The 17,762-nt window shown below is 61.7% G+C and carries 16 protein-coding genes; 9 read left to right on the plus strand and 7 right to left on the minus strand.

Translation table 11 applies throughout. The features are described from left to right. Positions 1 to 44: 44 nt before the first annotated feature. Entirely contained in the window at positions 45 to 1,469 is a 1,425-nt protein-coding gene (locus BS630_RS20225; protein WP_077978806.1) for a serine hydrolase domain-containing protein, read from the minus strand. A gap of 193 nt (positions 1,470 to 1,662) precedes the next feature. On the opposite strand from BS630_RS20225, the gene BS630_RS20230 reads away from it, so the two are divergent. From BS630_RS20230 to BS630_RS20250, 5 genes are all read left to right on the plus strand, one after another. After that, a complete protein-coding gene (locus BS630_RS20230) occupies positions 1,663 to 2,907 on the plus strand; it encodes a BtaA family protein (RefSeq protein ID WP_077978807.1) in 1,245 nt (414 codons plus the stop codon). Next, the gene (locus BS630_RS20235; RefSeq protein ID WP_077978808.1) at positions 2,904 to 3,578 is read left to right on the plus strand and encodes a class I SAM-dependent methyltransferase; all 675 of its coding nucleotides are present in this window, start codon (positions 2,904 to 2,906) and stop codon (positions 3,576 to 3,578) included. The genes BS630_RS20230 and BS630_RS20235 overlap by 4 nt, the downstream gene beginning before the upstream one ends. Before the next feature lie 125 nt (positions 3,579 to 3,703). Continuing rightward, positions 3,704 to 4,501 (plus strand): glycoside hydrolase family 25 protein, encoded by a 798-nt coding sequence (locus BS630_RS20240; RefSeq protein WP_077978809.1) that lies wholly within the window; start codon positions 3,704 to 3,706, stop codon positions 4,499 to 4,501. 81 nt (positions 4,502 to 4,582) lie between these two features. Further along, positions 4,583 to 5,800 carry a lytic murein transglycosylase gene (locus BS630_RS20245; RefSeq protein WP_077979245.1) on the plus strand — a complete coding sequence of 406 codons (1,218 nt, stop codon included), beginning with the start codon at positions 4,583 to 4,585 and terminating at the stop codon, positions 5,798 to 5,800. A 122-nt stretch (positions 5,801 to 5,922) separates the two neighbouring features. Then, complete coding sequence (locus BS630_RS20250; RefSeq protein ID WP_077979246.1) at positions 5,923 to 6,828, plus strand: DMT family transporter; 906 nt, start codon at positions 5,923 to 5,925, stop codon at positions 6,826 to 6,828. A gap of 513 nt (positions 6,829 to 7,341) precedes the next feature. On the opposite strand, the gene metF is transcribed toward BS630_RS20250, so the two are convergent. The 4 genes from metF to BS630_RS20270 form a co-directional block, all read right to left on the minus strand. Continuing rightward, the gene (gene metF, locus BS630_RS20255; RefSeq protein WP_077978810.1) at positions 7,342 to 8,247 is read right to left on the minus strand and encodes a methylenetetrahydrofolate reductase [NAD(P)H]; all 906 of its coding nucleotides are present in this window, start codon (positions 8,245 to 8,247) and stop codon (positions 7,342 to 7,344) included. Position 8,248: 1 nt separating this feature from the next. Continuing rightward, positions 8,249 to 9,274: an ArsR/SmtB family transcription factor gene (locus BS630_RS20260; RefSeq protein WP_017961326.1), complete on the minus strand. Its 1,026-nt coding sequence runs from the start codon at positions 9,272 to 9,274 to the stop codon at positions 8,249 to 8,251. Positions 9,275 to 9,436: 162 nt separating this feature from the next. Beyond that, positions 9,437 to 11,086 (minus strand): energy-dependent translational throttle protein EttA, encoded by a 1,650-nt coding sequence (gene ettA, locus BS630_RS20265; protein ID WP_011652822.1) that lies wholly within the window; start codon positions 11,084 to 11,086, stop codon positions 9,437 to 9,439. A 98-nt stretch (positions 11,087 to 11,184) separates the two neighbouring features. Continuing rightward, positions 11,185 to 11,925, minus strand: a complete 741-nt coding sequence (locus tag BS630_RS20270; RefSeq protein WP_077978811.1) for a ribonuclease T2 family protein — start codon at positions 11,923 to 11,925, stop codon at positions 11,185 to 11,187. 159 nt (positions 11,926 to 12,084) lie between these two features. On the opposite strand from BS630_RS20270, the gene BS630_RS20275 reads away from it, so the two are divergent. Genes BS630_RS20275 through BS630_RS20290 form a run of 4 tightly spaced genes read left to right on the plus strand, consistent with a single transcriptional unit; the run spans position 12,085 to position 16,911 of the window. Continuing rightward, positions 12,085 to 13,014 (plus strand): alpha/beta fold hydrolase, encoded by a 930-nt coding sequence (locus BS630_RS20275; RefSeq protein WP_077978812.1) that lies wholly within the window; start codon positions 12,085 to 12,087, stop codon positions 13,012 to 13,014. Positions 13,015 to 13,062: 48 nt separating this feature from the next. Next, on the plus strand, positions 13,063 to 14,019 hold the full coding sequence (locus BS630_RS20280; protein WP_077978813.1) for a DMT family transporter: 957 nt from the start codon (positions 13,063 to 13,065) through the stop codon (positions 14,017 to 14,019). A gap of 17 nt (positions 14,020 to 14,036) precedes the next feature. Beyond that, positions 14,037 to 15,239 carry a succinate--glutarate CoA-transferase gene (gene caiB, locus BS630_RS20285; RefSeq protein ID WP_025395340.1) on the plus strand — a complete coding sequence of 401 codons (1,203 nt, stop codon included), beginning with the start codon at positions 14,037 to 14,039 and terminating at the stop codon, positions 15,237 to 15,239. Positions 15,240 to 15,252: 13 nt separating this feature from the next. After that, positions 15,253 to 16,911: a thiamine pyrophosphate-binding protein gene (locus BS630_RS20290; RefSeq protein WP_077978814.1), complete on the plus strand. Its 1,659-nt coding sequence runs from the start codon at positions 15,253 to 15,255 to the stop codon at positions 16,909 to 16,911. A gap of 45 nt (positions 16,912 to 16,956) precedes the next feature. Here BS630_RS20290 and BS630_RS20295 read toward each other — a convergent pair whose 3' ends face one another. Further along, positions 16,957 to 17,301 (minus strand): RidA family protein, encoded by a 345-nt coding sequence (locus BS630_RS20295; protein WP_025395342.1) that lies wholly within the window; start codon positions 17,299 to 17,301, stop codon positions 16,957 to 16,959. Between the two features lie 73 nt (positions 17,302 to 17,374). Further along, positions 17,375 to 17,713 carry a protein tyrosine phosphatase family protein gene (locus tag BS630_RS20300; RefSeq protein ID WP_077978815.1) on the minus strand — a complete coding sequence of 113 codons (339 nt, stop codon included), beginning with the start codon at positions 17,711 to 17,713 and terminating at the stop codon, positions 17,375 to 17,377. Between the last annotated feature and the right edge of the window lie 49 nt (positions 17,714 to 17,762).

A 17,762-nucleotide genomic window follows, 5' to 3' on the forward strand; every position in this document is an offset into this window, starting at 1 on the left:
CCCGGCAATTACTGAAAAGAGATGACTGGAGCGGCGCTCGAAGCCTATGGCTGCGGCTGGGCTTGCCGTTGCGATCCGGCCTGCTGTTCCTGCGCCCCCGATTGCGGCAGGGCCGCCAGGATCGCCTTCAGCATCGTCCGCGGCTGGTAGCCGAACCAACTCGGCGTCAGTCCGAGCCGGACGACGACCAGATTTGCAGACGGCACGATCGCCATGCTCTGCCCGTCATGCCCCGTCAGCCAGAACGTATCCTCCGGCAGCCCAAACGCGGCGCTCGAGCCGCCGCCGGGGGCGAGCCAGGCCTGGCCCTGCGTGTACCGGCCGTTCGAAGCAGCCGTCGGGGTGCGCATGGCGCCGACGAAACCCTCCGGCAGTAGCCGCCGACCGTTCCACACGCCATCCTGCAGCAGAAACTGCCCGAAGCGCGCCCAGTCACGCGCCGTCGCATAAAGATAGGAGCTTCCGGCGAACGTGCCGCGCGCATCGAGTTCGAACACGGCGCTCGTCATGCCGAGTGGCGAAAACAACGCGTCGTGCGGATAAGAAAAAGCCGCCTGAGCATTGCCGACCCTATCCATCCAGATGCGCGAGAGCAGTACGGCCGTGCCGCTCGAATAGCGGAATCGCTGACCGGGGGCCGCCTCCATCGGCGCATTGGCCGGCAGCGATACCATGTCGGGATCGAGATAGAGCATGCGCGTCACATCGGCGACGTCGCCGTAGTTCTCGTTGAAGGCAAGGCCGCTCTCCATGCCGAGCAGATCGGAAACCTTTATTTTGGCGCGAGCATCGTCCTTCCACTGCGCCAGCAGATGATTGTCGTCGAAGGAGATCTTGCCGTCGAGCATCAGGCGACCGAGGATCGCCGCATTCACGGTCTTCGTCATCGACCAGCCGATCAGCGGCGTCTTCGCCGAGAATCCGGGGGCATAGGCTTCCGCGACGATGCGACCATCCCGCACCACCACGACCGCTCGCATGGCCGGGCCGGCAAGCCCGGCATCGGCCAGCACAGCGGCAACCTTCGTGTCGGGATCGCCGACGCCCTCGCCCTGCGGCCATAACGCAGGGTTCGTTTCCATCTTGGCCGGCGCGTCGAAGGGGACGGCATTCGCCGCCGCCTCGAAATCGCCATCCGGCACACTCGTGCAGCCGAGCCCACCGCGATAGAGCGCATAACTCGATGCAAACAGCCCCATGAAGCGAGCCGTCACTCGACCATTGTCACGGTCGACACTCACGCGCACAAGCCGCAGCAGCGGGTTTCCCGGCGCCTGCACATCGTCCTCCAGCACGTCCTCGGCGTTGCGCCCGGCGATGAAGACGTTGGAACAGACAATCTTGGCGGCATAGCCGTCGCCGACACGCAGGAGCTCCGGCGGACTGACGAACAACCAGGCGGCGCCGGCAACGACGAAGAGAACGAGAAGGAGAGCAAGCGTCTTCAAGACACGCAGGACAAATCGCATGGCATTCCTCCGAATGCCCGGAGAGAAGCAGGAATTGCGTCTGCCGGAAAGGGGGCGGCGCGAAGAAGATCCGTCGCCTCGATCACTTTCCGAGGAGCTTGATGTTTTCGAACGGCGCGCGCCCACAGCCCACGTCATCAAACTGTAGCAGTGGCGCGCTACACGCCCTGAACGCTAAAAAGGTGACAGACTCATGTCAGAATTTGCACCGGATGCCGGCTTCCGCAAGAACCGGAAACTCAAGGACGCCCTTCTCCGCCATAAGGCTTTTTCGAAGGATGGCTTTTCCGAGCGTCTCTTCGGCCTTCTCTTCTCCGGCCTCGTCTATCCGCAGATCTGGGAGGATCCGGATCTCGACATGCAGGCGATGGAGCTGAAGCCAAACCATCGCATCGTTACCATTGGCTCCGGCGGCTGCAACATGCTCGCCTATCTCTCCAAAGCGCCGGCCTCGATCGACGTCGTCGATCTCAACCCGCACCACATCGCGCTGAACCGCCTGAAGCTTGCCGCCTTCAAGCACCTTCCCGGCCATGCCGATCTCGTCCGCTTCCTGGCAATGCCGAACGAGAAGTCGAACAGCCGCGCCTACGACCAGCATCTCGCCGCCCGTCTCGATGAGGCGACCCGCAGCTACTGGAACGGCCGTAAGTTCGGCCGTCGCCGCGTCACAGTCTTCGACCGCAACATTTACGAAACGGGCCTGCTCGGTCGCTTCATCGGCGCCGCCCACCTTCTTGCCCGCCTGCATGGCGTCAAGCTGCACGAGATGACCAAGACCCGCTCGATCCGCGAGCAACGCCAGTTCTTCGACGAGCAGATCGCGCCGCTCTTCGAAAAGCCGGTCGTGCGCTGGATCACCGGCCGCAAGAGCTCGCTCTTCGGCCTCGGCATTCCGCCGCAGCAATATGACGAACTTGCAAGCCTTGCCGCCGATCATTCGATCGCGCCAGTGCTGAAGCACCGCTTGGAAAAGCTCGCTTGTCATTTCCCGATGAGCGACAACTATTTTGCCTGGCAGGCCTTCGGCCGCCGCTACGGCACCGAAGAGGAAGGCCCGCTGCCGACCTATCTGAAGTCGGACCACTATCAGGTAATCCGCGCCAATGTCGATCGCGTCAACGTTCACCACGCAAGCTTCACCGAGCTTCTGGCCCGCGAGCCGGCCGCCTCACGCGACCGCTACATCTTGCTCGACGCGCAGGACTGGATGACGGACGAGCAGTTGAACGACGTCTGGACCGAAATCACCCGCACGGCGCGCGAAGGCGCCCGCGTGATCTTCCGCACCGCCGCCGAAAAAAGCATCATCGAAGGCCGCCTGGCTCCGGCGATCCGCGACCAATGGGATTATTTCGAAGAGAAGTCGCGTGAACTGACTGCGCTCGATCGCTCGGCAATCTACGGCGGCTTCCACATTTACGGGAAGAAGGCGTGAGTAAGGTCGGCACCGAGACGGCAGGACAGAGCGATGAACATGCCAGCCTCATGGATGGCATGTACCGCTATCAGCGCCATATCTACGACCTGACCCGCAAATATTATCTTCTCGGCCGCGACAGCACGATCCGCAATCTCGACGTGCCCGAAGGCGGCACGCTGCTTGAAGTCGGCTGCGGCACGGGGCGCAACATGGCTTTCGCCCACAGACATTTCCCGACCGCCAAGCTGTTCGGCCTCGACATTTCCCAGGAAATGCTGATTTCGGCGCGCAAGACCTTTGCCACCAAGGCGACGATCCCGGAGTTCCGCGTCGCCGACGCCACGGCGTTCACACCGCGCGAATTCGGCGTCAGCGGCTTCGATCGCATCCTGATTTCCTATGCCCTGTCGATGATCCCGGACTGGCAGCGCGCCGTTGATGCATCGATTGCCGCCCTCAATCCCGGCGGCCAGCTGCACATCGTCGATTTCGGCCAGCAGGAAGGCTTGCCGGGCTGGTTCCGGCGCATGCTGCAGTCCTGGCTTGCAAAATTCCACGTCACCCCGCGCCCCGATTTGCGCGAGGTCCTGGAAGCGCAAGCCCATGAAAACAACGCGACATTGTTGTTCGATACCGTCGGCGGCGGTTATGCCTGGCGGGCAGCTATTATCAGCAAGCGCTCATAATTCGCTTGAAACTAACCGATTTTTTACGTTGATATGGCGAATAGAGGGTTATCCTCGGCTGACTCGTCTTTTTCGAAGGTCAGGTTGTGGGGCAAAGAGATCATTCGAGCTACGACGGGACGCCCATGCGCCGGCTATTGTTATGCGTTTTGCCCTTGGCCGTCCTTTTGGCCGGCTGCAGTTCCTCGGGTTATGACTATCTCGAAACGGCGTCGATCAAGCCGAAGACGCGCTTCAAGGACACCGATCCCCAGGATTTCGGAGCAAAGCATCCGCAGCAGCATCCGGTGCACGGCATCGATATTTCCAAATGGCAGGGCGATATCGACTGGGGCACGGTGAAGAATTCCGGCGTCTCCTTCGCCTTTATCAAAGCCACCGAAGGCAAGGACAGGGTCGATCCGCGCTTCGACGAATACTGGCGAGAGGCTGGCGCCGCCGGCATCCCGCACGCTCCCTATCATTTCTACTATTTCTGCTCATCCGCCGATCAGCAGGCCGACTGGTTCATCCGCAACGTGCCGAAGGCGGCCATGCGGCTGCCGCCGGTGCTCGACGTCGAATGGAACGGCGAATCGAAGACCTGCCGCTACCGTCCCGACGCTGAAACGGTGCGCGCCGAAATGCAGCGTTTCATGGACCGGCTGGAGGCCTATTACGGCAAGCGCCCGATCATCTACACCTCGGTCGATTTCCACCGCGAAAATCTCGCCGGCTACTTCCAGGATTATCATTTCTGGGTCCGTTCGGTGGCAAAACACCCCGAGGTGACCTATTCCGACCGCCGCTGGGCCTTCTGGCAATATACCTCGACCGGTGTTATTCCCGGCATTAGTGGGCCGACCGACATCAATGTCTTTGGCGGCAGCACAAAGAACTGGAACAATTGGGTCGCCGCCGTTTCCAAGGATAGAAATTCTTAGTAACGTCTTGCGATGTTTCTTGCTTCCGTCACATTCGTCTGTGAAAGCGACGGAAATCTGTTTGATATAAGGACCGCATCCATGCACCGCTCGCTCGCAAGCCGCTCTGCACTCGCCCTTCTGTTTGGCTTCGCCCTCGCAGGCGGCGCGGCCGCCCAGCAGGCGCCGGGCGCAGCCCCGGCAGCGCCCTGTGGCGGCGATCTGTCCGCCTTCCTCGAAGGCGTCAAGAAAGATGCTGTCGCAGCCGGCGCCAGTGCGGCAGCCGCCGACGAGGCCTTCGCCGGCGCCGATATCGACCCCAAGGTCCTGAGCCGGGATCGCGCCCAAGGCGTCTTCAAGCAGACCTTCCTCGAATTCTCCCAACGCACCGTCAGCCAGGCCCGCCTCGATATCGGCCGCCAGAAGATGAAGCAATATGCCGACGTCTTTGCCCGCGCCGAGCAGGAATTCGGCGTGCCCCCGGGCGTCATCACCGCCTTCTGGGCGATGGAGACTGATTTCGGCGCCGTCCAGGGTGATTTCAACACCCGCAACGCCCTGGTGACGCTGTCGCATGATTGCCGCCGCCCGGAACTCTTCCGTCCGCAGCTGATCGCCCTCATCGAGATGGTCGAGCACGGCGACCTCGACCCCGCCACCAATACCGGCGCCTGGGCCGGAGAAATCGGCCAGGTACAGATGCTGCCGCGCGACATCATCGCCTATGGCATGGACGGCGACGGCGACGGTCATGTCCGCCTGAAACAGAGCAGCCCGGACGCCATCCTGACGGCGGCGAAATTCATCCAGCATCTCGGCTTCGAGCGCGGCCAACCCTGGCTGCAGGAGGTGACCCTGCCTGATAACCTGCCTTTTGAGAAATCCGGTCTTGGCGGCACGATGAAGGCCGCCGAATGGTTTGCACTCGGCGTCAAGCCGCGCGACGGCAATACCGCCTTCGGCAACCTAGAAGGAGACCTCGTGCTACCGCAGGGCCGCATGGGACCGGCCTTCATCGCCTATCCCAATTTCAAGATTTATCTCGAATGGAACAAGTCGTTCATCTACACGACCTCGGCCGCCTATTTCGGAACGCGCCTTTCGGGCGCCGAGCCGTACCTCAAGGGTGTGCCGGAACAGGGGCTTGCCAGCGACCAGATGAAGGCGCTGCAGACCAAGCTGCAGTCGCTCGGCCATGATGTCGGCGAGATCGACGGCATCCTCGGCTCCGGCACGCGAGTCGCGATCCAGAAGGAACAGAAGCGCCTCGGCATGCCGGCCGACGGTTGGGCAACGCCTGCCCTTCTTAACGCCCTTTGATCCCTGCTAACATTGCACCACCATCCGCTTCGCAAGAAACGGGTGGCGCGATCCGCCGCCTGCGCTAAAGCATGAAACCGAAAACCGTTTTCGGCAAAACGGCTTGCGGTGGAGGAATCGGCATGGACAGCAGAATGAATGCCTGGACCTGGGCTCTGCTGGTCCTGCTCGGCCTGATCTGGGGCGGCTCCTTCTTCTTTGCCCGCATTGCCGTCCAGCACGTGCCGCCGCTGACCCTGGTCTTCTTCAGGCTGCTGCTCGCGGCGCTGGCACTGCATATCTATATCGCCGGCCGTTTCGATTTCTATGCGATCTTCAAGGCCCGCTGGCGTGAGTTCCTGATCCTCGGCCTCATCAACAATGCCCTGCCGCATGCGCTGATCTTCTTCGGCCAGACCCGCATCGGCGCCGGTCTTGCGGCGATCCTGAATGCGACGACACCGATCTGGACCGTGCTGATCGCCAACTACTTCACCTCAGATGAAAAGCTGTCGCCGGCAAAGATCGCCGGCTGCCTCGTCGGCCTGGCCGGAACGATCGTGCTGATCGGCCCAGGTATTTCGGCCGGTCGCGAAGCCCCGCTCTGGGCGCTGCTTCTTCCCGTGCTTGCTGCCATCTCCTATGGTTTCGCCGCCACTTACGGAAAACGCTTCAAGAATGTTCCCGCCCCTGTTACCGCAGCCGGCCAGTTGACCGCCTCTTCGCTGATTGCACTGCCGCTGTCGCTGCTGGCCGATCGTCCTTGGGCGCTTGCCGCACCGCCGCTCGATGCCCTCCTCGCCATCCTGGCATTGGCGCTGCTGTCGACCGCCTTCGGCTACATCCTCTATTTCCGGATCATGGCGACGGCCGGCGCCACCAATGCCTCGCTCGTCACCCTGCTGGTGCCGCCGAGCGCCATCCTTCTCGGCGTGCTCTTCCTCGGAGAAAGGCTGGCACTGAGCGAGTTTGCCGGCATGGCGCTGATCGGTTTCGGCCTCGTCATTCTCGATGGCCGCGCCTATCGCCTGCTGGCCAAGGCCGCCTGAAACTGGTTGCGAATTCCACATGTTTTCAACCGGTTGCGATCCCGCCATGTTTTGGGCGCATAGGTAAATGCGCAATCGCCCGATTTAACGGCATGTTAAAATCTGTGAACAAAAATTTGTTGAAAATTAACAAATAATTTCAAACGCTTGCCGAAACGCTGTTCGACTTATCCACTGAACCCTTCTGCAGCGCAGCATAAGATCTGCTTCCCAACCGACATATTTCAGACATATTATTGGCCGGTTAACGCGAGGAGACAGACATGGGACTCACGCAATCCTTGAATGTTCTGTTGGTCAGTGCAGCGTTTGCTTTCGTCTTGTCCATGCTCTTCATCTGAGCTGGCCGACGAAAGTTTAATGACTGATAGTGCCTAAACTCCTGAATAGCTGATCAATCCGCCGACGAAAAAGCGCATGTCCCGCCCGACATGCGCTTTTCACTTTTGCAGCGCCGCGCGTCTTTTCGAGAGCCGCAAAGGGCGCTGTAGACGCGTTGATTGGCTGAAAGGATCAGGCGGCCGCGCCCGCACTTTTTGCCGCCCGGCGAGAGAAGCCGAGATTGTCGAGCACGGCGGAAACCAGCGGCGCACGGTTCATTGTATAGAGATGGAAGTCGTGGATACCGCGCCGGACGAGATCTTCGATCTGTTCGGCGGCGACTTCGGCGGCGACCTTCGCCCGCTCCTCGGGCTTGTCGTCGAAGCCTGCGAAGCGCTCATCGAGGAAGGCGGGGATAACAGTGCCGCAGGCCCCGGCGAAACGCTTCAGTTGCGTCAGGTTCTGGATCGGCATGATACCGGGCACGACGGGGATCGAGATGCCGGCGCCGCGCACCCGCTCCAGGTAGCGCTCGAAATTATCGTTGTCGAAGAAGAACTGCGTCAGTGCCCGGTCGGCGCCATTGTCGGCTTTGCGCTTCAGCATATCGATATCGGCCGCAGTATCGCGGCTTTCCGGGTGTTTTTCCGGATAGGCGGAAACCGAAATCTCGAAATCGCCGATTTCCTTCATGCCGGCCACCAGCTCCGCCGCATTGGCATAACCGCCGGGATGCGGCTGGTAGGGCGCGCCAGCGCCGCCGGGCGCATCGCCGCGCAGCGCAACGAAATGCGTCACGCCGGCCTTGCGGAAGGTGTCGACCACCTGATGCGTCTCTTCCTTCGTCGCGCCGACGCAGGTGAGATGCGAAGCGGTGGCAAGCGGCGTCTGCGAAAGGAAGCGCGTGACGGTGGAGAGTGTCGGCGCCCTGGTGGTGCCGCCGGCGCCATAGGTCACCGAGACGAAATCCGGATCCCAGTCCTGCAACTGGCTAACGGCGTGCCAAAGCTGGCCTTCCATTTCCTCCGATTTAGGCGGGAAGAATTCGAAAGAGACTCTAATGTCGTTGCGGCCGCGTGCTTCGTTTTTCAAAGCCATGTCATACCCTCCCGGCAAATGTAGGTTCGGCGCCTTCGCTTGTCTGCGAAGCCATGAGGCGCCTCGGATCGCGCGCGAGCCAGACGGTGACCGTCAATCCCTGCCCGCTTTGCTGACCCGGATGAAGATCGACGACCTGCTCGACGTCGAGCCCGGCCTTGCGCAACCAATCGGACATCGCCTGGTGCGAAAAGCCGAGGCGGACATGTGCATGCTCGTCGCGGAGATATTCGAGCGTGTGCGGCGCAAGGTCGATGACCACGAGCCGGCCGCCCGGCCGGAGCATGCGCGCCGCTTCCGCGATCGCAATCTCTGGCTGATCGAAGAAATGCAGCACCTGATGGATCGTCACCAGATCGAAATCCTGCCCCTCGAAAGGCAGGTTCAGGATATCGGCGTGGCGCACGGTGGCCTTGGTGATGCGGGACTTGTCGAGATTGGCGCGGGCCACGCTCAGCATGTCGCGGCTGGCATCGACGCCGGTCGCCCGGCGGTAGAGCCCGGACAAGAGTTCGAGGATGCGGCCGGTGCCGGTACCGAGGTCGAGCAGCGAATCGATCGGCTGGTTGCCGAGCAGCCGGATGACGGCGGCGTCGACTTCCTCGTCGGCGGCATGCAGGCGGCGAAGCTCGTCCCATTCAGCCGCATTGCGGCTGAAATAGGCCTGCGCCCGCTCGGCGCGCTGGCGCTTGACCTGCGAAAGCCGCTCGCCGTCGCGAAGGATGGTCGGATCGTTCTCGGAGACATGCTTCAGCAGCGCCCGCACCAGCAGGGCCGCCTTGCCGTCCTGCTTGAGGCGGAAATAGGCCCAGGCCCCTTCCTGGTAGCGTTCGATCAGTTCGGCCTCGCCAAGCAGCTTCAGGTGGCGGGAGATGCGCGGTTGGGATTGGCCGAGGATTTCGGTAAGATCGGTCACCGTCAGGTCGCCGCCGTCAAGAAGCGCCAGAAGACGCAGGCGCGTGGGCTCGCCGGCCGCCTTCAAGACGTCCACCAGCGCATCCAGTCCAAGCTTCAAGGGTTCGCTCATCTTCGATCCAATCAAGATATAAAGATATCTTTATGTGAATTGAAAAGCGGTGGCAAGCGAGAATTCGCACTCTCCGCGAAATTGGCTGCTCAGATTGCGACAAGGCGCGACATGAAAAAGCCCCGGCCGAACCGGGGCTTCCGCAAGCAAAAATGAGTGAAATCAGCGTGTCAGGCGCTTGTGAGCCTGGCTGCCCGGGTTGAGGGCGTCGGGGCCGAGACGGCGAACCTTGTCCTGTTCATAGTCCTCGAAGTTGCCTTCAAACCATTCGACGTGGCCGTCACCTTCGAAAGCGAGGATATGCGTCGCCAACCGGTCGAGGAACATGCGATCGTGGCTGATGATGATGGCGCAGCCGGCGAAGTTTTCCAGCGCGTTTTCCAGGGCACCCAGCGTTTCCGTATCGAGGTCGTTGGTCGGTTCGTCGAGCAGCAGAACGTTGCCGCCGGCCTTCAGCATCTTGGCAAGGTGAACACGGTTGCGCTGACCACCGGAGAGATTGCCGACCTTCTGCTGCTGGTCGCCGCCCTTGAAGTTGAAGGCGCCGCAATAGGCACGGGAGTTCATGTCGAACTTGCCGAGCTTGATGATTTCCGCACCGCCGGAGATTTCCTCCCAGACCGTCTTGTCGGCCGCAAGGGTGTCACGGCTCTGGTCGACATAACCGAGATGCACGGTCTCGCCGATGCGGATCGAACCGCCATCCGGCGTTTCCTGGCCGGTGATCATCCTGAATAGCGTCGTCTTGCCGGCGCCGTTCGGGCCGATGATGCCGACGATGCCGCCTGGCGGCAGCTTGATCGACAGGTCGTTGATCAGCGTGCGGCCCTCGAAACCCTTGGTGATGCCGTCCATCTCGATGACCACCTGGCCGAGGCGCTCGCTGACCGGAATGATGATCTGGGCGTCGCCGGGACGCTGCTTTTCGGCGGCATCCACCAGTTGCTCGTAGGACTTGATACGCGCCTTGGACTTGGCCTGACGAGCCTTCGGACTGGACGCGATCCATTCCTGTTCGCGGCTGATCGCCTTCTGGCGCGATGCGTCTTCGCGGCTTTCCTGCAGCATCCGCTTGGCTTTCGCCTGCAGGTAGGCCGAGTAGTTGCCTTCGTAGGGGATGCCACGGCCGCGGTCGAGTTCGAGGATCCATCCGGTGACGTTGTCCAGGAAGTAGCGATCGTGGGTAATCATCATCACGGCGCCCGGATAGTCGCGCAGATGTTTTTCGAGCCAGGCAATGGTTTCGGCGTCCAGGTGGTTGGTCGGTTCGTCGAGCAGCAGCAGATCCGGCTGCGAAAGCAGCAGGCGGCAGAGCGCGACACGGCGGCGCTCACCGCCGGAAAGGCTGGTGACTTCGGCGTCGCGCGGCGGGCAGCGCAGGGCTTCCATAGCCATCTCGACCTGGCTTTCCAGATCCCAAAGATTCTGGCTGTCGATGACATCCTGAAGCTTGGCGCCCTCTTCCGCCGTCTCGTCGGAATAGTTCATCATCAATTCATTGTAGCGATCGAGGACGGCCGTCTTCGAGGCAACGCCTTCCATGACATTCTCGAACACCGTCTTGTTGGGATCGAGATGCGGCTCCTGCTCCAGATAGCCGACCGTCGCACCTTCGGCGAGCCAGGCTTCGCCGGTATACTCCTTGTCCTGGCCTGCGATGATGCGCAGCACGGTGGATTTACCCGCGCCGTTCGGACCAAGGATACCGATCTTGGCATCCGGGTAGAACGAAAGGTGGATATTCTCCAGGATCTTCTTGTTGCCATAGGCCTTGTTGAGGCCGGACATATGATAGATGAACTGACGTGCCATGCTGCGCTGCTCCGGGCGGGAAACTTCGATTGTGCCGCTATGTAGGCGAAACAGCGCCTGCGGGCAACGCCGAAACCCGGTTTACTCAGGATTTCCGGTCAAAAGCCCGCAGCGTCGACGACGCCCTCGTCACAGCCGAACGATGTTTTTCCAGCGCCCTGGATCAGATCGGCGAGGCCGGCACTTTTCGCCGATGCCGCCCCCGCGGCTTCCGAAAGCCCGATAGTCAGTTCGCTGATCATCCTGACATTGCCGGCCCGCCGGCAGCTCATCTTGACGCGGTCGCCGGCACCCAGCCCGAAGCTCTTGTCGAAAGCCGCCTTGATCGCATCGGCCTTGACCGGCTTGCCGATATTGGCAGCGAAGAGATCGCGCACGGCCGACGCGTTGAGTGCGCCCACGAGATGCATGCCGACGCCGAAATAGTCGTCGGCGCTCATCTTCGTGCAGGTGCCATGCTTCACCCATTCATGCCGTTCCAGGCCGGATTGCGTGCCGGGCATCGCCTTTGCCAGCGCCGTCTTCGTCTCGGCCGCAAGCGTGACCTCCGGCAGCTTGTTCCAGTCGCCATCCTTGTCGGCGGCCTTCTGCTCGGCGCTCACGCCGCAATAATCCTGCCGCATCGGCCAAAGTCCGTGCAACGAAAAGTTCGTCGCGTCGGGGCGCTCGCCGGTCTGGCTCGCACACTCGGCCTTCTTCTGGTTCGTCTGACAAAAGGCCGGCTGCCAGCTTGCCGCAAGAATGAAGCGGGTGCGCCCGCCAGCCTCCTGCGCCACGGCGGCGCCGGCAACAATCATCGACACGGCAAACGTCAAGGTACGCAACTGCATGCTGCTCATTTCAACCCCCAAAAAAAGAACAATACAGGAACAAATAAGCATCAAAATCAAAAGGCCGCAACCCTGAATCGCAACAAGGCCGCAAATTGTTATCAGATAATCAAATGCCGATGTTGCAATTACCCGGCGATCTGGTCTGTTGTCGCCGGGAGGACCCACATGTTTTCTGAAACGCAAAGGCTGGCCGTGCCAGGGGCGTCGCTGGCCTATCACCATGCTGAGGCCATCACCCCTCCGCGCGGCATCCTGTTGATATCCCATGGCTTGGCCGAACATTCGAAACGATACCACTCCTTTGCCGAGTCCATGGCGGCGCGCGGCTATCATGTCTATGCTCATGATCACCGAGGCCACGGCGAGACGACGGCGCCCGATGCGCCGATCGGCCGCTTCGCCCGACGCAGTGGCGCCGAAAGGGTAATCGGCGACGTCGTCGCCATGCGCGGCCATGCGGCCTCCCGCCATCCCGGCCTGCCGGTGATCCTTTTCGGCCATTCGATGGGCGGCCTCATCGCTCTCAACGCTGCCGTCACGGCTCCGGCCGACTTCGACGCCGTCGCCGTCTGGAATTCGAATTTCGCCGTCGGCCTTGCCGGCCGCGCCGCCCAGGCGATCCTGCTTGCCGAGCGCATGTTGAAGGGCTCCGACGTGCCGAGCGGCTTGCTGCCGAAGCTCACCTTCGGCACCTGGGGCAAATCCATTTCCGGCCGCCGCACCGAGTTCGACTGGTTGACGCGCAGACCTGATGAAGTCGACAAATATGTCGCCGATCCGCTCTGCGGCTTTGCCGCCTCGGTCTCTCTCTGGCTCGATCTTTTCGAACTGACCTTCCGGGCGCCGCAGAAAACCCACCTCGACCGGCTGCCCCGGAACATGCCGATCCATCTCGTCGGCGGCGGAGAAGACCCGGCGACGGAGCGTGGAAAAGCCGTGCTCTGGCTGTCAAACCATTTGAAAGGCCGAGGCTTCTCCCGTATCAGCACTGAGATATATCAGGACGTGCGGCACGAAACACTGAATGAGATCGGCGCGGATGCGGCGATCGCAGCCTTTGCGGACTGGTGCGACAGGGCCGTCGCAAGATCCTGAGCGATCAATATCCTGAGTGACCAATATCCTGAGTACAGGGATTTCATCATGAACAGCACCTCCGCCCGCCCCGTTTCGTCCGCCTCCGACGTGACGATGGGGCTTGTGCTGATGTTTATCTCGGTGATGTTCTCGCCGCTCATCGATATTTTCGCCAAGCTTGCCATCGTCACCGTCCCATCCGCGGAGATCACCGCCGGCCGCTTCGCCGTACAGGCGCTCTGCATGCTGCCGATTGTGATATGGCGGCGCAGCTTTGCCGATTTTTCCTGGCACCAAAACATGTTCCATGCCATCCGCGGCGCGATCATCACGATCTCGATGATCTCCTTCGTCACCACGCTGAAATACATGGCGGTCGCCGACGCGATTGCGATCTTCTTCGTCGAACCGATCATGCTGACGATCCTCAGCGGTATCTTCCTGAAGGAGACGATCGGCTGGCGGCGTTACACTGCCTGCGGCGTCGGCTTCTTCGGAGCGATGCTGATCATCCAGCCGAGTTTCGAAGAGGTCGGCTACATCGCGCTCCTGCCTGTCGTCAGCGCACTCTGTATTGCGATCTTCGTGCTGATGACCCGCGTCCTCTCGCACAGAGAAGACCCCTGGGCGATGCAGTTCCAAATGGGCATGTGGGGCCTGCTCTTCTGTGCCGTCCTGCTTTTCCTGGGCCAGGGAACCGGCTCCGATCTCTTCGACCCCGTCATGCCGGAAGGCCGCGCCTGGTTCTTTGTCGCCGGCGTCGGCGCCATGGCCGCGATATCGGGCATCATCGGCGTCTATGCCTATCGCGCAGCGCCGGCATCGACGCTGGCACCGCTGCAATATTTCGAGATCGTCTCGGCGACGATCTTCGCCTGGCTGGTCTTCGGCGACTTTCCGGATGGCGTGAAATGGCTCGGCATTGCCATTATCGTGGCATCGGGCTTCTACATCCTCTGGCGCGAGCGCCGCTTTGCTTCAAAGCCTGTATCCGATACATCTGAGGTGACGCTGGCGCCGTAGATATTGCCGGGAGGAATATGACAGAGACCGTGACCAAAAAGCCGCCGCTTGCCGGCATCCGGGTGGTCGAGCTTGCCCGTGTGCTCGCCGGCCCTTGGGCGGGACAGATGCTCGCCGATCTCGGTGCCGACGTCATCAAGGTCGAAAATCCCGACGGCGGCGACGATACGCGCCAATGGGGGCCACCCTTCGTAGAGGGCGCCGACGGCGAGAATCTCTCGGCTGCCTATTATCACGCCGCCAATCGAGGCAAGCGCTCCGTCACCGCCGACCTGAAGAGTACCGAAGGCCAGGATCTCGTCCGCCGCCTCGTCTCCACCGCCGACGTGGTCATAGAGAATTTCAAGCTCGGCGGCCTCGTCAAATACGGGCTCGATTATGACAGCCTGCGCAAGATCAATCCGAAGCTCGTCTATTGCTCGATCACCGGCTTCGGCCAGAACGGCCCTTATGCCAGCCTCGCCGGCTACGATTATATCGTCCAGGGCATGTCCGGCTTCATGTCGATCACCGGTGAGCCGGACGGCCAGCCGATGAAGGCAGGCGTCGCCATCGCCGATATATTCACCGGCATCTATGCCGTCTCGGCGATCGAAGCCGCTCTGATCCATGCCCTGAAGACCGGTGAAGGCCAGTTGGTCGACATGGCTCTTCTTGACGTGCAATCGGCCGTGCTCGCCAATCAGAACATGAATTACCTGGTCTCCGGCGAGGCGCCGACCCGCCTCGGCAATGCCCATCCCAATATCTCGCCCTATGAGGTCGTGCCGACGGCGGACGGGTACCTCATTCTCGCAGTTGGAAACGACGGCCAGTTCCGTCGCCTCTGCACCCTCCTCGGCCTGGAGGCGATCGCCGGCGACGAGCGTTTCGCCACCAACAAGGCCCGCGTCGGCAATCGCGGCGAAGTGCGGCGCCTCGTCTCCACCGAAACGTTGAAATGGCAGAAGGCGGATCTGCTGAAGGCCTGTGAAGAAAACGCGGTTCCATCAGGCGCAATCAATACAATCGAGGAAATGTTCGCCCATCCGCAGGTACAGGCTCGCGGCCTGCGCATCGACCTTGCGGATGCCGCCGGCACCGTGATCCCCGGTGTCAGGACGCCTGTGGTGCTGTCGGAGACGCCGCTGCGTTATATCAGGCCGAGCCCGCGTCTCGGTGAACACCAGGCAGAAATTCTGGCGGAACTCGCCGAGCGCGAGAGGAAGGCATCGTCATGAAGAAGGCATCGTCATGAAGAAGACTGGCGGGGAACTGATCGTCGAGGCGCTGAAGGCGAACGGCGTCAAGCGTCTCTCCTGCGTGCCCGGCGAGAGCTTCCTTGCGGTGCTCGACGCGTTGCGCGACAGCGATATCGACGTCCTCGTCTGCCGCCAGGAGGGCGGAGCGGCGATGATGGCGGATTGTTGGGGCAGGCTGACCGGCGAACCCGGCATTTGCATGGTGACCCGTGGCCCCGGCGCCACCAACGCCTCCGCCGGCCTGCATATCGCCAAGCAGGACTCGATCCCGATGATCCTGTTCATCGGCCAGGTACAGCGGGAAGCGCGTGAGCGCGAGGCCTTCCAGGAGGTCGAGTTCCGCCGCGCCTTCACCGAATTCGCCAAATGGGTGGGCGAGATCGACGATGCCGCCCGTATTCCCGAGTTCGTCACCCGCGCCTTTGCGGTCGCAACCTCCGGCCGTCCCGGCCCTGTCGTGCTGACGCTGCCTGAGGACATGCTGCGCGATGAGGTCGAGGCCCCCCGCGCCAGGCACTATGCCAATGTCGAGGCCCATCCCGGCCGCCGCCAGATCGACGATTTCTATCTCCGCCTGCTGAAAGCCGAGCGGCCGATGGTAATCCTTGGCGGCACACGCTGGGATGCTGATGCCGTCGCCGATTTTCAGAGCTTCGCCGAGCGTTTCCAACTGCCCATCGGCTGCTCCTTCCGCCGGCAGATGCTGTTCGATCATCTCCATCCCTGCTATGCCGGCGATGTCGGCATCGGCATCAATCCGGTGCTGGCAAAGGAGATCAAGGAGAGCGACCTGCTGATCCTGCTTGGCAGCCGCATGTCGGAAATGCCGTCCTCGTCCTATACGCTGATCGACATCCCCTACCCCCAGCAATCGCTGGTGCATATCTATCCCGACCCTTCGGAGCTCGGCCGCATCTACCGTCCGGATCTTGCCATCTGCGCAGCACCTGCCGAATTCGTGGCCGCCCTCGCCGATCTGGAAGCGCCGGCCGAACCGCATTGGACCGAGCGCACCGCCCGCCTGCACCAGGCCTATCTCGCCTGGTCGACGCCACCATCGACAGGTCCGGGCGCCGTCCATATGGGGCCGATCATGGAATGGCTGGAGGCCAATACCGGACCGCAGACGATCTTCACCAATGGTGCGGGCAACTACGCCACCTGGGTGCACCGCTTCCATCGTTTCCGCCGCTTCAACACCCAAGCCGCCCCCACCTCAGGCTCGATGGGTTACGGCCTGCCGGCCGCCGTCGCCGCCAAGCGGCTCTTTCCCGAGCGCGAGGTCATCTGCTTTGCCGGCGACGGCTGCTTCCTGATGCACGGCCAGGAATTCGCCACCGCCATCCGCTACGGCCTGCCGATCATCGTAGTCGTCGTCAACAACGGCATCTACGGCACGATCCGCATGCATCAGGAGCGCGAGTATCCCGGCCGCGTCAGCAGCACCGATTTGACCAATCCCGACTTCGCAGCCCTTGCCCGCGCCTATGGCGGCCATGGCGAGACGGTGGAGACGACGGCGGATTTCGCCCCGGCCTTCGAGCGGGCGCGCGCCAGTGGTAAACCCGCGATTATCGAAATCAAGCTCGATCCCGAAGCGATCACGCCGACGCGCACGCTCTCCGAAATTGCGCAAACAAAAAGCCGGTGAGCACGCGCAGTGCTCACCGGCTTCAGGTAATCGGAATGGTGCGACTTAGTCGAGTGCGGCCGTGACGATGAACTCGACCTTGTATTTGGGCGCTGCGAGCTTGGCTTCGCTGGTGGCGCGGGCCGGCGGATTGGCCGGATCGATCCAGCCTTCCCAGACGGCGTTCATCTCGGCGAAATCGGCGATGTCGGCGAGGTAGATGATCGTCTGCAGGATCTTCGACTTGCTGCTGCCGGATGCAGCCAGCAGGCGGTCGACTTCGGCAAGCGAGGACTTGCACTGATCGGTGACGCTTTCGCCCTCGCCGACTTGGCCTGCGAGATAGACTGTATTGCCGTGGATGACGGCGCCGCTCATGCGCGCGCCGACGTCGATACGCTTGATGCTCATCATAGTCTCCTGAGTGAATGGAAGGTGGCGGCGCTGAGGTTTAGCGCCGGAAAATTTGCACCTGGAACGGGGCTCAATTGCGGATGTGGTGTGTCTTCTGGTAGATCGCCGTCGAGCGTGCGCCGGAACGGCAATAGCCAAGCATCGGCCGCGGAAATTCGTTGAGCGCGTCGACCATGCCCTGCACGGCTTCCTCGGTCACGCCCATCGGCCCAACAGGCACATGGGCAATTTCGAGACCTAGCTCCCTCGCGCGCGCCTCGATGACGGAGAACGACGTCTGGTCGGGACTTTCGTGGTCGGGACGGTGGCAGACGATCGATTTGAAGCCCAGCGCCTTGATCTCGTCGAGCTCCTCAAGCGTGATCTGGCCCGAAACCGAATATTCATCGTCGATCTGGCGAATATCCATCGTCTTGTCTCCTCAAAAATCTTGGGCTGAAGGTCTACGACGGAGGTCT

It is taken from the genome of Rhizobium laguerreae (genome assembly GCF_002008165.1).
Taxonomy (GTDB): domain Bacteria; phylum Pseudomonadota; class Alphaproteobacteria; order Rhizobiales; family Rhizobiaceae; genus Rhizobium; species Rhizobium laguerreae.

Bases quoted from the DNA above. Each gene is read 5' to 3' on its own strand.
- BS630_RS20225 (WP_077978806.1), bottom strand. From the start codon at position 1,469: ATGCGATTTGTCCTGCGTGTCTTGAAGACGCTTGCTCTCCTTCTCGTT.
- BS630_RS20230 (WP_077978807.1), top strand. From the start codon at position 1,663: ATGTCAGAATTTGCACCGGATGCCGGCTTCCGCAAGAACCGGAAACTC.
- BS630_RS20240 (WP_077978809.1), top strand. From the start codon at position 3,704: ATGCGCCGGCTATTGTTATGCGTTTTGCCCTTGGCCGTCCTTTTGGCC.
- BS630_RS20245 (WP_077979245.1), top strand. From the start codon at position 4,583: ATGCACCGCTCGCTCGCAAGCCGCTCTGCACTCGCCCTTCTGTTTGGC.
- BS630_RS20250 (WP_077979246.1), top strand. From the start codon at position 5,923: ATGGACAGCAGAATGAATGCCTGGACCTGGGCTCTGCTGGTCCTGCTC.
- metF (WP_077978810.1), bottom strand. From the start codon at position 8,247: ATGGCTTTGAAAAACGAAGCACGCGGCCGCAACGACATTAGAGTCTCT.
- BS630_RS20260 (WP_017961326.1), bottom strand. From the start codon at position 9,274: ATGAGCGAACCCTTGAAGCTTGGACTGGATGCGCTGGTGGACGTCTTG.
- ettA (WP_011652822.1), bottom strand. From the start codon at position 11,086: ATGGCACGTCAGTTCATCTATCATATGTCCGGCCTCAACAAGGCCTAT.
- BS630_RS20270 (WP_077978811.1), bottom strand. From the start codon at position 11,925: ATGAGCAGCATGCAGTTGCGTACCTTGACGTTTGCCGTGTCGATGATT.
- BS630_RS20275 (WP_077978812.1), top strand. From the start codon at position 12,085: ATGTTTTCTGAAACGCAAAGGCTGGCCGTGCCAGGGGCGTCGCTGGCC.
- BS630_RS20280 (WP_077978813.1), top strand. From the start codon at position 13,063: ATGAACAGCACCTCCGCCCGCCCCGTTTCGTCCGCCTCCGACGTGACG.
- caiB (WP_025395340.1), top strand. From the start codon at position 14,037: ATGACAGAGACCGTGACCAAAAAGCCGCCGCTTGCCGGCATCCGGGTG.
- BS630_RS20290 (WP_077978814.1), top strand. From the start codon at position 15,253: ATGAAGAAGACTGGCGGGGAACTGATCGTCGAGGCGCTGAAGGCGAAC.
- BS630_RS20295 (WP_025395342.1), bottom strand. From the start codon at position 17,301: ATGAGCATCAAGCGTATCGACGTCGGCGCGCGCATGAGCGGCGCCGTC.
- BS630_RS20300 (WP_077978815.1), bottom strand. From the start codon at position 17,713: ATGGATATTCGCCAGATCGACGATGAATATTCGGTTTCGGGCCAGATC.